Raw genomic sequence first — 15,483 nt, forward strand, 5'->3', positions numbered from 1 at the left:
TTTATTCGTCGTTATCATCATCTTTCGAAGAAAGACGATGGGCGACCGTCTCTGGCTGTACCGCAGACAGAATGACATGATCGCTATCCGTAATAATAACGGCACGAGTACGTCTTCCGTACGTTGCGTCTATCAGCATATGACGATCTCTTGCCTCTTGTATAATTCTCTTGATCGGCGCCGATTCCGGACTCACGATGGATATAATCCGGTTCGCCGATACGATGTTACCGAATCCAATGTTAATGAGTTTGATTGCCATAATCAGGTTCTTCCCCCTATACATGCGACTCTTTTGCCGAAAAATGACCGCTCATTCGATATTCGCCGCTTGCTCACGAATCTTCTCCAGTTCCGCTTTCATCTCGACAACACGGTTCACCAGAGCCAAATGGTTGGCTTTTGATCCAATCGTATTAACTTCCCTATTCATCTCCTGAATAAGAAAGTCCAACTTGCGGCCTACCGGCTCATCACTCCTCAGCAGCTCCCTGCTCTGTCCAAAGTGACTCAGTAGACGCGTAAGCTCTTCCTCTATGTTAGAACGATCGGCAAACATAGCAATTTCCATACCTAATTTATGCTCGTCAAAAGGGAAAGAGCCTTCTTCCTGCATTTCCGTAAGCCTTTGTCTTAACTTGTTGCGATGATCACTCACCACAGTCGGGGCAAGAGCAAGCATCTCGGTATGCAGTGATTCCAGACGACCGACTCGTCGTTCCAGATCACTGGCCAGATGAAGACCCTCGCGAGCGCGCATCTGCTCCAGACCGGATAAAGCCTCTTCCAACCCAAGCTGCAGGACACGCTCCCATTCGTCTTTCTGTTCTTCCGGAATCGAACTTGTCCCATCCGAATGTACCATGACTTCTGGAAGTGCCAGCATATCCATAATACTCGGTCTGCCCTGCAAGCCATAGCGGCTTTCCAATTGCTCTGCGGCCTGAAGATAGGCCCTGACCGCCTGCTCATTCAGAACAGCGGGAAGAGCCTGGTCTTCATCTTTTTCTTTCATCACATAAACATCAATCCGCCCACGTTTTAATCGGCTCTGTACCTTTTTCCTCAATCCGTCTTCATAACACGTCCACTCTCTCGGGAGACGCATCATCACTTCGCAATAACGATGATTAACAGACTTGATTTCCAATTGTACCTTATAGCCCCCAAAATGAAAGGCGGATTGACCGTATCCGGTCATACTGAATGACATCGGCATCACATCCGTTACACTATTGTAATTGATTATTAGGGTTGAAACAAGTAGGACATTGATGCTCCGACTTCTCCCAGACATATTGGGTCAGTTCGGCCGTCATACCATAGAACATGAACGGAGTCATTAAATAGATTCCTTTGAAATATTCCGTAGCTACATCCAGAAGCTCCTTGGCAATCTTCACACCCATGGCCCGGCCTTCTTCGCCTTCAAGACCTGCCATCCGGGAACGCACTTCATCCGACAGCTGAATACCCGGCACCTCATTATGCAGGTACTCTGCGTTTCGGCCGCTGGCAAGTGGCATAACTCCCACAAAAATGGGTACATCCAAGTGCTTGGTCGCCTCATGCATGGCTACAATTAATTCAGGATCGTATACCGGTTGCGTCATAATATAGTCGGCTCCGGAAGCAATCTTTTTCTCCAGCCGCTGTACAGCTTTATCCAGATATTTCACATTCGGGTTAAATGCGGCACCGATAACAAATCCCGCCTTCTGCTTGAGCGGTTTACCGGAGAAGGACACACCGTCGTTCAACTGCTTGATCATACGTATAATTTCAAAAGAAGTCAGATCGTATACCGAGCTTGATCCAGGCAAGTCACCAAATCGTGCAGGGTCACCGGTTACAGCCAGTACATGGTTAATGCCAAGCGCGTCAAACCCCATCATGTGCGACTGTGTTCCGATCAGATTGCGGTCACGACATGCAATATGCACCAGTGAGCGCAATCCTGTACGATCCTGAACCAGATGACCAAGAGCCATATTACTCATCCGGGTAACCGCCAGGGAATTATCCGCCAATGTTAACGCATCTGCACCAGCCGCTTTCAGTGTCTCGGCCCCTTTCATGAACTTCGCAATGTCAAGATCACGAGGCGGGTCAAGTTCGACGATAACCGTATGGCGCTGTTTGACCAGATCCACAATCGTGGGCTGTCCACCCCGTCCGGATCGTTCATCTACATTCTCATGCAGGATAATTCGAGGTTTGGGCTCTGACGGATCAGGTTCCAGTATAGGTGCAGGTGTATATTCAACAAGAGCCTGGGCAATCGCCGTGATATGATCAGGTGTCGTACCACAGCAGCCTCCGATAATACGCGCACCCAGTTCAGCAAATTGCACTGCGGTCTGTCCGAAGTATTCCGGTGACGCGCCATAACGGAACTGACCGTCTACATAGTCCGCTGCCCCCGCATTCGGATACACAGACATGGGAATACCAATACGACCCGACACCGTTTCCATCGCCCGCATAATTCCGTTTGGACCTGAACGACAGTTGAAACCAATGACGTCAGCCCCCTGCTCACGCATGATTCGGAATGCCTCAGGCATCGTAAACCCATCCAGTGTATGCCCAACATCCTCCACAGCGAACTGTCCAATGACTGGCAAATCACTCAGCTTGCGCGCCTGTAGAAGAGCGATATCCATTTCCTCGATATCATAGAAGGTTTCGAGCAAAATGCCGTCCACTCCTTCATCCAGCAGTGCATATATCTGCTGCTGATAGAAACGCTTCAATTCACTCGTTGATACGTTCGTCCGCTTTCCTCCACGGATGGAGCCAACCGCGCCGAGAACATAACCATTTGGGCCAGCGACTTCTTTGGCAATGCGGGCACCGGCACGATTGACATCCTCCACTTTGGACTCCAAACCGAACTTGGACAGCTTATCGTAATTGGCAGAATACGTGTTGGTTTCGTGAATTTCCGTACCCGCATCGCGATAACGACGATGTACATCTGCCACCACTTCAGGTGAAATCAAGTTTAACTCTTCATATGAAATCCCTACTGGGAATCCCATCTGATACAGGAAGGTTCCCATCGCCCCATCCCCAATGAGAACCCGTTCCTGCATTACACTGCGCAAATCCGCCTTCATCCCTTTTCCCCCCGCCTGGCTGATCATTTCATACTAATGTAACACAAAAAACGTCCCGAAACGAAGAAAAACACAGGTTTTCCGTGAAATTAAGTCTTCATAACCATCTGGACAAAAGCATGAATGCCTGTAATTGCAAAAAAAAGAGGCCTCAGGCCTCTTCATCTAAACCGTCTTCTTACGAAGTGACTCCTTTGAACACAACTTCAGCTGGCCCAGTCATGTACACGTGATTGTCGACTTCGTTCCATTCAATATGAAGGTCTCCGCCCTTAAGGCTGATCACCGCTGTGCGATCCGTATGTCCGTTCAGAACGGAAGATACCAGTGTTGCACAAGCTCCGGTTCCGCACGCAAGGGTCGGTCCAGCGCCGCGTTCCCATACACGCATGTCCACATATCCGCGATCGCGAACGGTTGCAAACTCCACATTCATTTTTTTGGGGAACATGGGATGAACCTCCAGAAGTGGCCCCCATGTGGAGAGATCAAAATTCACAGCATCATCCACATAGATGACCGCATGAGGGTTACCCATGGATACAGCCGTAAATTTGAACTCCTGTCCGTTCGCTTCAATAGAATGATTCACCACCGGATTGGCGTCTACAGTTGTTGGAACTTGAAGTCCGTCCAAGATGGGTTCTCCCATATCAACACGAACGGTTTCCACTTTACCATCACGAATGTTCAGGCTGACAGGTTGTACACCTGCACCGATGGTTTCAATCGTAATCTGTTCTTGTGTCACATGACCGTGATCATATACATATTTCGATACACAGCGTATGGCATTGCCACACTGCTCTGCTTCGGAACCGTCCGAATTCATGATGCGCATCTGAAAATCCGCCTTCTCTGAAGGCAGTATATAAACCAGGCCATCCGCGCCGATGCCGAAGAAACGGTTGCACCATTTTACAGCCAATTCTGATGCATCGGCCGGAAGCTGTTGTTCCCCAAACACAACAATAAAATCGTTGCCGAGTCCATGCATTTTCGTAAATTCCATAACCTTGCCCACTCCTTTTGGCAGTCTGCTGCCAAAGCGTTATAAAAAAAGCTATCCTGCAAAATGCCGAGGGAACCTGCCTCGAATCATTTTGAGGATAGCATAACGAAAACGATAAGGAATTGCTATTAATTTTATGCCGAAAACTTTGTACTTTTCGGTACGAAGCGACCAGGGCCCATCCGGCGACGGTTACGACGACCTCCCCACACACTGCCTGCTCCCATGAGGAAGGTTGGAATGCCTGCGGCAACGATGGAAATGGCCCATTCACGCATGCCCAGCGGTACGGTTTTGAAGATAGGCTGTAACGGCTCCACATACATGACCGCCAACATCAGTACGATGGATGAAATGACTGCAAGAACCAGATACTTGTTTTGCAGTGGATTCCGGTGAAAAATAGAGCGGGAACTACGGCAGTCGAATACATGAATGAGCTGTGCCAGAACGAGCGTAGCAAAGGCTACGGATTGAGCTTTAATGAGCTGACCCGGTTGATCCGGCGCAGCCTGAAGAGTGAGCCAGAACGCTCCAAGTGTACAAAGTCCAATCAATACACCCCGACTGACGATTTTCCAGCCCAGTCGTCTGGCAAAAATGTTTTCCTTGGCGCCGCGCGGCTTGTGTTCCATCAAATCTTTTTCCGGCTGATCCACACCCAGTGCCATGGCCGGCAATCCATCGGTCACCAGGTTGACCCAGAGAATCTGGATTGGCACGAGCGGCAAAGGCAAGCCCATCATCATCGCAAAAAACATGGTTAAAATCTCGCCTACATTCGATGCAAGCAAATAACGGATAAATTTTCGGATGTTCTCATAAATATTACGGCCCTCTTCAATCGCAGCTACAATAGTAGAAAAGTTATCGTCACTCAGGATTAACGCTGATGCTTCCTTCGTCACGTCCGTGCCTGTGATTCCCATCGCAATACCGATGTCTGCCGCTTTGATGGCTGGCGCATCGTTCACACCATCTCCGGTCATCGCTACGACATGCCCTTTGCGCTGCAATGATTTTACAATACGCAGTTTGTGCTCAGGCGATACCCGTGAAAACACGTAAATGCCCTCCACCTGTTTATCCAGTTGATCGTCCGTCATGCCTGCCAATTGCTGTCCGCTAAGTGAAGCCCCGCCCCGTTGAAGAATGCCCAACTGCTGGGCAATGGCCTCTGCTGTGGTGCCATGGTCACCCGTAATCATAACGGTACGTATGCCTGCTCTACGGCATGTCGCAATTGCATCCCGTACTTCACGTCGTGGTGGATCAATCATGCCTGTCAGCCCTACAAAGACGAGCTGGCTCTCCGCAGCATGTTCATTATCCACTTTTTCATCCGGTCTCACATCGCGATAAGCCATTCCAAGAACCCGCAGCGCAGACCCGGCCATACTCTCGTTAGCCGCCATAACCTTCTGCCGCAGTGTGCCCGTGAAAGGCACAACATTGCCTTCCCACAAAATGTAGCTGCATTGTCCAATCAGCACATCAGGTGCACCTTTGGTATAGATCATGCGACCACCCTGATGTTGAACCAGGACAGACATCCGTTTCCGATCCGAATCGAACGGGAATTCCTGCTGACGTGCATATAATTCTTTCAATCCTGCAGGGGTGAGGCCCATCTTGGAAGCCAGCGTTACAAGTGCTCCTTCCGTAGGGTCACCTTTCAGTTCCCATACCACGCTGTCTTCCTTGACCGTTTCCTTAGCATGGTCTTTCTTTGTATCTTTCTTGCTATCCTTTTTCGTCTCTTTGCCTTTCTTTTTATTCCGCATCTCATCCGCAACACTCTCGATAATACTCGCATTGTTGCATAGTGCGCTAATCTGGAGCAGCCTCCGCAAGGTCTGATCACTCTTCAGTTCCACGTTACGACCGTTCTCCAGCATCTGTCCTTCTGGTGCATATCCGTCTCCGGTTACCTTAATGCTGCGTCCCTCCAGCCAGACATCCGTAACTGTCATCTTGTTCTGGGTCAGCGTACCTGTTTTGTCCGAGCAGATAACCGAGGCACAACCAAGCGTTTCGACGGATGGAAGCTTGCGTACGATGGCTTTTCGCTTAATCATCCGCTGTACACCAAGGGCCAGCGCAATGGTTACAATAGCCGGCAGACCCTCCGGTATGGCGGCCACCGCCAGGCTGACCCCTGCCAGAAACATGCCTACCGCGGGTTGTCCATGCAGAATACCTGCAACAACGACCATGACGGTTAACCCGAGCGCGACAAAAATCAGAATTTTACCCAGCTGTTCCAGCCTGTGTTGGAGTGGTGTTTCCTGTTCCTCCGTATTTTGGATCAAATCAGCGATTTTGCCCATCTCGGTATCCATCCCCGTACGGATCACCACGCCTTTGGCGGTACCACGAGTGACCATCGTTCCCATGAATCCAATATTCTTCTGATCTCCGAGCGGTACGTCTTCAGCAGCAATGGGATTGCAATGTTTGCTTACAGGAACCGATTCACCGGTCAATGCGGATTCCTCAACGTCCAGGCTGTTCGTCTCCAGCCAGCGTACATCAGCAGGTATACGGTCGCCGCTCTCCACAAAGACAATATCCCCTGGAACCAACTGCTTGGCTGCCAATTGTACTTCCTGACCAGACCTTAGCACCTTGGCAAGCGGTGCCGACAACTGCTTCAATGCACGAAGTGAGCGCTCGGCCCGGAATTCCTGTACAAAACCAAGGATGGCATTAAGTACGATGATGGCAACAATCGTTACAGCATCCAGGTACTCTCCAAGCAATCCGGATACCAGCGTGGCTCCCATCAATACCAGAACCATAAAATCCTTAAATTGATTAAGCAATAACGTAATTGGAGATATTCGCTTGCCTTCGCTCAGTTCATTCGAACCGACAGCTTTCCTCTTCTCCATTGCAGCTTCTTCGGTTAACCCTTCCTCTGGACTTACGCCAAGGGTATTACGAAGCTCCTCAACGCTTAGTTGGTGCCACTTGGTATGTTCCATGCTTCAAGATTCCCTCCCAGTCTGTATTTCCTCTGTAAAACCTCACCCTGCATCACCGGCTATGCTAATCCTCAGGCTGTACGCTATGCCGGACAAACTACCTGCTCTATATGTATTCGGACAGGGCCCCGATTAGCACCGAAAGGCAAATCCTTTCCCTGATGGACAGAATACGCTAAAATAAAGGTCAGCGGTTATTTATGAAGTAGCAATTTACTTTTGCAGTGCAAACGACGACGTATTTGCAGCGGGTGCTGTTTTTATTACATATACCGGTTGCCCGTTTCAGTTATAGATAGAGAGGAAGTTGAAAAAAATGGCATTGGACGGCATCGTAACACGAGCCATCGTACATGAACTGCAAGGCTGCAAGGGCGGACGCATTAGCAAAATTCATCAGCCTAACGGCCATGATGTGGTTCTGACCCTTCGGGCTCAGCGCGGGAATAGCAAATTACTTATCTCTGCCAGCCCAACGTATCCTCGTGTACACTTTACGGAGAAAACGTTTGTTAACCCAACGGAAGCTCCCATGTTCTGCATGTTGCTGCGGAAACACTGTGAAGGAGCAATCATTGAAGAGATTCGTCAAATTGGCATGGAGCGGATCATTCATATCGACGTACGTCAGCGCGACGAGTTGGGTGATGTTTCAGTCAAACGGATTATCATTGAATTGATGGGGCGTCACAGTAATATTGTTTTGGTCGATCCGATTACGGGGACCATCCTGGATGGTATTCACCACGTGACTCCGTCAATCAGTAGCTACCGGGTTATCATGCCAGGATTTTCGTACACAGAACCGCCAGAGCAACATAAAAGCAATCCGCTGGAAATAAACAGCACTGAATTTGAAAACAGCTACTCTGCTTCAGAAGAAGAGGCCTCACGCTGGCTCGTAAATTCATTCAGCGGTCTTAGTCCGCTGATCGCCGGAGAGATTACCTCTCGGGTACCTGCCAGTGACCGTGCCGATCAAGCTGCAAACAAGGATGATACTCGGATCGAAGCCGATGCGTTGTGGAATGCTTTTGAATCTGTGATGGGGCCAGTAAGAGACCACAACTACACCCCTGTGACCGGACTGAATGCCAAAGGCAAAATGATTTTCTCGGCTGTTCAGCTTCAGAGTATTCAGGACGCAGAGAAAACCTATGACACGATGAGCAAGTGTATGGAGGATTATTACGGAGACAAGGCCGAGCGGGATACTGTCAAGCAAAGAGTAAGCGATCTGCTGCGTTTCCTGCAAAATGAGCGTAGCAAAAACATTAAAAAGCTGGACAACCTGAACAAGGATTTGCTCGAAGCCGACGATGCGGACAAATTCAGATTATGGGGTGAGCTGTTATTCGCATCCCTGCACCAAGTCAGCAAAGGGGACAAAAGTGTTGAGCTGGTAAACTTCTATGATGAAGATCAAGCCAACATTACCATTCAGCTCGACCCATTGCTTACACCATCTGACAATGCACAGCGTTATTTCAAAAGATATAACAAATATAAGAACAGCCTGGCTGTCATTCATGAGCAACTCGGGAAAACGAAAGACGAGATCAACTATCTCGACAATCTGCTCCAGCAGCTGTCCATCGCTTCCATGAACGACATTGAGGAGATTCGCGAGGAACTTGTACAGCAGGGTTATCTTCGTGACCGCAACAAAAAAGGCAAGAAGAAAAAGAAAAACGACCGCCCAACGGTGCATCAGTTTACTTCTTCGGAAGGTATTGAACTTCTCGTAGGCAAAAACAACCTGCAAAATGAGTACGTAACCAATCGTCTGGCTTCGTCCAATGACACCTGGCTGCATACCAAAGACATCCCGGGTTCACATGTCGTCATTCGCAGCACTGACTTTGGCGAAGCCACCCTGGAAGAAGCTGCACAACTCGCAGCTTACTTCAGTCAGGCCAAAGAATCCAGCAGCGTACCCGTGGATTACACCCTTATTCGTCACGTTCGCAAACCAAGTGGTGCCAAACCAGGTTTTGTCATTTACGACAATCAGAAGACCGTGTTTGTTACACCAAATGAAGAGTTGATTAAGAGCTTGCCATCCACGATCAAAAACGGATAGCGTTCCCTGCTTTTGATTCGGATAGACAACTTAAAATCCCCCGAAACAGTGTCTGTTTCGGGGGATTTTTTGTTTTTCAAATAAATATGACCTGACTCTGGTAGTTCACTTTTTTTGAATATATATTCACTTAGGTGTATAATAATACGATGATCTATAAATCCACTTTTAAGGATGTGTCCCATGACCATACATATCAGACAAACCCAGCCTAATGATTTGCTTCCGTTAACCGTATTAATGCATGAATATGTCGTCGGATTTTATAACAACCCCTGGCCAGGTGATCAGGCAATCGAGCTTTTGATTAGAAACCTGCTTGATCAGCAAATTGGTGTTCAATTCGTCGCAGAACAGGACGGTGAACTTATTGGGTTCGCTACGCTCTACTTTACCTACAGCACGATGAAGGCAAACCGAGTTGCCATTATGAATGACTTGTTTGTGAAGGAGGCTTTGAGAGATGGCGAAGCAGAGACTGGACTATTTGAACACTGTCAGCAGTATACACGTGAACACGGATGTGCTTATATGTCCTGGATCACAGCAGCAACCAATGAACGGGCACAACAATTATTTGAACGTCTTGGAGCTGCTCGCGGCACATGGGTGAATTACTCCATCAACTAAATAAAATGGATTCAAAAAAGGACATAGAGACATGGGTAGCGACTAGCGCTCACCATCTTTCTATGTCCTTTAATCATTCTATCATTCTTATTCTTCACTTTGACAACAGATTCGTTCTATCCCAGTCTCGCCCAACATATAAAAATCTCCGACTTAAGACTTTCCGGCCGCGGCCCGAAGTTTATCGAGCACATCCATGGTTACGGTTTTGCTACCCAGATCCCCGTGGAAAACAACCCCTTGCCTTACTCCGTGGTAATCCGATCCGCCTGTTTGAATCAATCCAAATTCCCGTGCCAGTTCCGCATATCTGCGCTCTTCTTCTCGTCCATGATCGGAATGAACCACTTCAATACCATCAGGATTGGAGCCCACAACGATACGACGAACCAATTCATCGTCTTCGTATAAACCAGGATGGGCAATAACTGCAGCACCACCCGCATCTTTAATCCACTTGCATGCATCTTCCGGTGCCACTCGGGGAACCGACACAAAGCCCGGTTGGCCTTCAGCCAAATAACGGTTGAACGCATCCCTCATATCAGCGGCATATCCTTTGCGTACCAACACATCGGCCATATGAGGTCTACCGATGCTTTCATCCGGCTCCAGCGGTCGGCCAAGGTTATCAATGACCTCCTGCCAGCTGATTTCGAGTCCAAGCTCCTGCAGCTTGGCAATGATCCGATGATTTCGTTCTTCCCTCGCTTCCCGAAGTCCGCGCAGCCGCTCCAGAAATTTCTCATCTTCTGTATTCACATAATACCCCAGCACATGAATATCCTTGCCACCAGCGCGGGTACTAATCTCTACTCCTGCAACAACGTCTATACCAAACTCGCGGCCAGCCCGCTGTGCCTCGGCTACACCCGCTACCGTATCGTGATCTGTCAGCGCCATTGCAGCCAAGCCCCTTTGTTTGGCAAGCTTAACATTCTCGGCAGGTGGCTGCATTCCGTCCGAAGCCTGGCTATGGGTATGGAGGTCACAACGTCCTAGATGATGACTCATAAATAACAGCTCCTTTTAATCAGCTCATTACAGGTTTAAACGTTTGCCGTCTATTGCATTCCACCAATCTTGGGTCGATCATGCACTTGTCCAGCAACTGCATTTATTTTCCCTATTCTGTTGACCCTTCTAACGTTGCCTGCTCCTGCTGACGCAAATAATTCAAAAAGGCCACTGCCGACAAGGGAAGCAATGAAGATTTCAGATGTATGGCATAGAACTGCCGTTTGAACTCAAGTCCACGAATATCCACGATATGGACCAGTCCAAGGGCAAGTTCATGTTGGACGGATGATGGAGATAACATCGTGATTCCCACTCCCGCTTCCACAGCAGATTTTACAGCTCCCGTACTGCCAAGCTCCATCACCACATTCATGTCCTGTGGATCAATATTTCTCTTCTGCAACTGGTCTTCCATGACCTGACGGGTACCCGAGCCTTTCTCCCGCAGTACAAATGCGTAGTTCAGTACCTCTTCAAGCTCCACTTCCCCGCGATCAGCCAGAGCATGTCCAGCCGGAACCACCAGTTTCAGTTCATCCTGCATGACCGGCTCTACAATCATATCCGGGTGGTGGACCGGCGCTTCGATCAAACCAAAGTTAAGCTGATGTTTCAAAATATCATCCATAATTTGCGTTGTGTTCATTACTTTCATAACGATGGAGATATCCGGGTATTGACGGGCAAATGGCCCCAACATCCGTGGCAATACATATTCACCGATTGTCAAACTTGCCCCGAGCTGCAATCGTCCTTGCAGCATTTGTGTGAACGCCGACATCGCCTCATCAGTCTGTCTAACGAGTTCTACACTTCGTTTTGCATGAGGCAATAATGTTTGTCCAGCCTCGGACAATTCTATTTTCTTGGTCGAACGGAGCAGCAGTTTGGTGCCAAAATAATCCTCAAGGGATTGAATCTGCATCGTCACCGCAGGTTGTGTCATATGTAATGCTTGCGCAGCCGCTGAAAAACTCCCCTTCTCCGCAACGGTATAAAAAATATGCAATTGATGAAAATTCATATCTTCGCCCCTCTTCTGTACGCTTTCCCCATTGTAGCCGATTTCTATAATTACAACAAAAAAAGCATGCAGCTTGTCTGCATGCGATGTAGCCTGAATCTATTATTTCAGAAAATAGGGATAATTCCGAACTTTACTTATGCTTGCGACTGTTCTTAACAAGAGTCATTCGTCTTGAATGTCTCAGCCACGAATAATACGATTTCAGATCCCGCAATTCAATCGTCTCGGACATTTTCCCCAGAAACGTAACTACAATCATCTTATGAAGTGGATTGCCAGCGATATCATATTCCCCTTCAAGTTCGGAAAATTCAGCAACCACGACCAGATCTTCGTCGATGAGGTAGACATCCTGCTCATTACGGTAGTATGGTGTAATACGGTCCTGCTTCAGACACTCCCATAACCATGCCGCAATATGGTCATCATCATTACGTGTCGGCTCAATACGATCTGCGTACCGTACTTTGGCATGATGGGTAATGACGATGTCGGCCACTTTCTTGTCTCCAAGAGCCACAAAAAAAGGCTCGTAGGTGCTCCAACGTTGCATCACCTTATCACGCATGGGAATCACTCTCCACCAGATAGGACTTTCTATCTATTTCTTTACCCAATATATTACAACATAAGTCCCGTAACCTCAAGGCGTAAGTTCAGATTTTTTCACAAAAGCCGTTTTACACCTAATTCAATAAAAGAGCGGCCCCGAAGGACCCCTCAGTGTTCATCGTTTCGAAAGGAACAGTGGCAACAAGTTCACTGTTCATTCCCAACGATTTGTTATATTCCGTAAAAACTCGTTTTGTCCATCGTTTTGCTGGCATACTCTGTTTTGATCTCATTCCGGTAGGAACGTTCGACCTTGCGCACATAGGAAAGTCTGTTCACATTTTTCATCGTATCTTCAGCCCGCTCTGCATTAACATACATAACGACATAATGCATACGGCGGGAGATGTAATGAACGGTACCATATTTTTCGAGATTACGAGCCGCTTTCAAATCACTGACCCAAATAATAAATCCTGTCCTTTCCGCAAACATCATCGCTTCCCCGCCCCTTTCTATAATGGAGACCGGAGCCTCAAAAGGGTCCGGTCTATCATGAGTCTATTGGGTTATCATTCTCTAGCTACAACCACACTTGCCGCCGCTTCCACAGCCGCCTTTCGGATTTGGATCATTACTTGGTACCTTAATTGTGGTTGAAACTGCGAAGGCAATCGTCTCCGACATCTGGAACAACATCTCATCCAGCGATTTCTCCGCCTGTTTGAAACGCGCTACTGCCTCAAATTGTTCCAACTCCAGCTCCAACGCCTGAACCTGATCTTTCGCCGCGTGATAGTCCGGGTGAAAATGACCAAAACGCTGGGTTTCTTCAAATAATTCTTTCTTGGCGTTCAGCTTGCGTATTCCGGCCTGAATTTCAGGGTTCGTCTCCACTTGCTGCTTCCAATATAAATAATCCGATACTTCGGCAGATTGGTTAATCATGTCGCCCAGTTCATATGCGCCCGTTAACACTTGGGCCATATCGACCGTGTTCATTTCCGCTACGCTCATGAAATTCATCCTATCTATATATAAAGTTCTACTAACGTAGACTATTTCATAATAGCATATCCCCGAATAGTTAAGAAGAGTTTTTCCTGCAAATAGAAATTAGGGGAACAAGGGATCGGCGATTTGGAGCTGGTTCATGTTTTGGCCTGTTCAGGGATGATCAGACGTATCTCGCTCCATTCGGTGGGCGAAAATGTAAGCCGTTCGGGATGTACACCGATGTCTGACGAATGCCATCCTGTGAGTGTCCAATCTTCATAACCGTGAATCTGATCCGGAATAAAATAAATGACATCCTTGTCCAGCTTCAGACCCAGTTTGGTCTGCCATTCAATCGCTTTCGCTGCAATCTGACGAGCTGTGGACATATGATAACTCCTCCACTGGTTGTGCCATACCTCCGGAATCTCCCCATACCCGGGAAAAAGAACTGATTGCTCCGTGATCGACTCATCCTGATCATAAAGATGCAGATCAGGGCCTGTTTCAATGAGCCCCTCACGACCACGCACATTAAAGAGTTCCTTTTCCAGCTCAAGTCCTGTAATGGATTCCTCGGCAATTTGCATCCGTTCCGTCCTCTTCAGCTTTTCAGATAACTCTCGTCTGAAATCAAATATCCATCCATTCATGTTCTTCGCTTCATTGACCTTGTCCGTTAGACCGGTATTTTGATCAGCGTCTCCATGCAAATGTGCTGCTTCTTTTCCCCACTGCTGTATGGCCAGATTCACATGCTCAGGCAGACCTGATCCGGCATACCGTCCAAGAAAGCTGACCATAGCATCTGCGGTGAAGCCGATCACTGCTGCAGCGATGATCCGTTCCTTTGTCACCCGATATATAGACATCCGGTCACGACTTGCAAGCTCTGAAATCAACTCCAGGTTCCAGCGTACCTGCGGAGGTATATCTGGCGGAACCATAATTTCAAAGTCAGGCTGCACAAAAAAAGTCTGGTTTCCTGAATCCATTGCGCCATCATAGCCTGAATCTAACAAATTGACAGGTTCAATCAACCAGCGATAATACAACCTTCCTTCGGAAGTCTCACCTACTTCGCCATATCCAAACGCCGCCAAAAGATCAAGCCATCCCCGTGTTTTTTCTTTAATATCCATCCCTTCTTTTAGCCAATCACTGTCTGGAGTCGCTGTTGCGATAGCGAACCATTCATTGGAGCCTGGAGCAAGTAACGACAATTGATAGCGAAAATGCTGAAGTACCGGCTCGGCTGCACCGTATCGGTCCATGCATATGTTATAAATTACCCGCTGCATGGAAGGCCACGACAACGACAACCAGTGATCCAGACGATCAATGGATACATACATCCGGTTATGAATCTTTTCAATCAAACCCAGACTGAGAAGCACATCAAAAATAACAGCAACATGAACCGGGTACACATCCATAGAATTGTAGTGAATATCCAATCCAGCAAAATCTTCATGATCCAGCACCGTGATCCGGCTTAATTGCTTGACTATTCTCTTATGAACAGTCCCTTTGCCGGTGAGGGGAAGTCCTTGGTTCTGGCCTTCTCTAACCATCCAGGCCAAAATATGCAGAAGCTCTGCCGCAATATCGGGTTTCCCCTCTCGGATAACCTGAATCCCATGACATGATCTGGAGTTATTTTTCGTAATCTCACCCTGCACCTCGTCCACCTTCTGTTGTACGAAGTGTCCAACCCGTTCAGCATAGGTTATCGTCATTAAAGGAAGTAAAGAATGAGGTATGTAATAAAGCCGTTCGCCCCACGTCTTAAGCACGGCTTCAATCCATCCTTTTTGCTGAAGTGTAATAAATGCGGTTATAGCTTCTGCTCTGCTGAGGCCTATTGAAGCCCACTCTGCTGTTGACATCATGACGGAAAAAGGTTGTCCGGCCTGTTTGTGAAAAATCGCACCAAGTACCGTGTGCTCCATGCACGAAAGCTCGTTTAACAAACTCACATCCAGAAGGTCCTGTGTATTATTCATGGGCTGACCAATCCTTTCTCTTTATTTTAGACACGGAAATGAACATGG

13 protein-coding genes are annotated in these 15,483 nt (G+C 47.9%); 2 read left to right on the plus strand and 11 right to left on the minus strand.

Annotated elements, in window-relative coordinates:
- Position 1 precedes the first annotated feature (1 nt).
- The 5 genes from remA to JNUCC31_RS04000 form a co-directional block, all read right to left on the minus strand.
- Positions 2–262, minus strand: a complete 261-nt coding sequence (gene remA / locus JNUCC31_RS03980; protein ID WP_006209218.1) for an extracellular matrix/biofilm regulator RemA — start codon at positions 260–262, stop codon at positions 2–4.
- Between the two features lie 51 nt (positions 263–313).
- Positions 314–1,213 (minus strand): YicC/YloC family endoribonuclease, encoded by a 900-nt coding sequence (locus JNUCC31_RS03985; RefSeq protein WP_192268724.1) that lies wholly within the window; start codon positions 1,211–1,213, stop codon positions 314–316.
- A gap of 19 nt (positions 1,214–1,232) precedes the next feature.
- Entirely contained in the window at positions 1,233–3,122 is a 1,890-nt protein-coding gene (locus JNUCC31_RS03990; protein ID WP_192268726.1) for a bifunctional homocysteine S-methyltransferase/methylenetetrahydrofolate reductase, read from the minus strand.
- A gap of 178 nt (positions 3,123–3,300) precedes the next feature.
- Positions 3,301–4,134 carry a diaminopimelate epimerase gene (gene dapF / locus JNUCC31_RS03995; protein WP_192268728.1) on the minus strand — a complete coding sequence of 278 codons (834 nt, stop codon included), beginning with the start codon at positions 4,132–4,134 and terminating at the stop codon, positions 3,301–3,303.
- A gap of 134 nt (positions 4,135–4,268) precedes the next feature.
- Positions 4,269–7,121, minus strand: coding sequence for a calcium-translocating P-type ATPase, SERCA-type (locus JNUCC31_RS04000; RefSeq protein WP_192268730.1), 2,853 nt, complete (start codon positions 7,119–7,121; stop codon positions 4,269–4,271).
- A gap of 316 nt (positions 7,122–7,437) precedes the next feature.
- Between JNUCC31_RS04000 and JNUCC31_RS04005 the strand changes: the two genes are divergently transcribed.
- Together JNUCC31_RS04005 and JNUCC31_RS04010 are read left to right on the plus strand one after the other, a co-directional pair.
- Entirely contained in the window at positions 7,438–9,204 is a 1,767-nt protein-coding gene (locus JNUCC31_RS04005; RefSeq protein WP_192268732.1) for an Rqc2 family fibronectin-binding protein, read from the plus strand.
- A 183-nt stretch (positions 9,205–9,387) separates the two neighbouring features.
- A complete protein-coding gene (locus JNUCC31_RS04010) occupies positions 9,388–9,834 on the plus strand; it encodes a GNAT family N-acetyltransferase (RefSeq protein ID WP_192268734.1) in 447 nt (148 codons plus the stop codon).
- Between the two features lie 153 nt (positions 9,835–9,987).
- Here the strand turns inward: JNUCC31_RS04010 and JNUCC31_RS04015 are convergent, their stop codons facing one another.
- The 6 genes from JNUCC31_RS04015 to JNUCC31_RS04040 form a co-directional block, all read right to left on the minus strand.
- Entirely contained in the window at positions 9,988–10,848 is an 861-nt protein-coding gene (locus tag JNUCC31_RS04015) for a PHP domain-containing protein (RefSeq protein WP_192268736.1), read from the minus strand.
- Positions 10,849–10,960: 112 nt separating this feature from the next.
- Positions 10,961–11,878 carry a selenium metabolism-associated LysR family transcriptional regulator gene (locus JNUCC31_RS04020; RefSeq protein ID WP_192268738.1) on the minus strand — a complete coding sequence of 306 codons (918 nt, stop codon included), beginning with the start codon at positions 11,876–11,878 and terminating at the stop codon, positions 10,961–10,963.
- A gap of 133 nt (positions 11,879–12,011) precedes the next feature.
- Entirely contained in the window at positions 12,012–12,449 is a 438-nt protein-coding gene (locus JNUCC31_RS04025; RefSeq protein WP_062324249.1) for a hypothetical protein, read from the minus strand.
- 215 nt (positions 12,450–12,664) lie between these two features.
- Positions 12,665–12,928 carry a YlbG family protein gene (locus tag JNUCC31_RS04030; protein WP_063565591.1) on the minus strand — a complete coding sequence of 88 codons (264 nt, stop codon included), beginning with the start codon at positions 12,926–12,928 and terminating at the stop codon, positions 12,665–12,667.
- Between the two features lie 84 nt (positions 12,929–13,012).
- Entirely contained in the window at positions 13,013–13,450 is a 438-nt protein-coding gene (locus tag JNUCC31_RS04035) for a YlbF/YmcA family competence regulator (RefSeq protein ID WP_192268740.1), read from the minus strand.
- A gap of 134 nt (positions 13,451–13,584) precedes the next feature.
- Entirely contained in the window at positions 13,585–15,435 is a 1,851-nt protein-coding gene (locus JNUCC31_RS04040; RefSeq protein WP_192268742.1) for a helicase-associated domain-containing protein, read from the minus strand.
- Positions 15,436–15,483 lie beyond the last annotated feature (48 nt).

The organism is Paenibacillus sp. JNUCC-31 (assembly GCF_014844075.1).
GTDB lineage: Bacteria > Bacillota > Bacilli > Paenibacillales > Paenibacillaceae > Paenibacillus.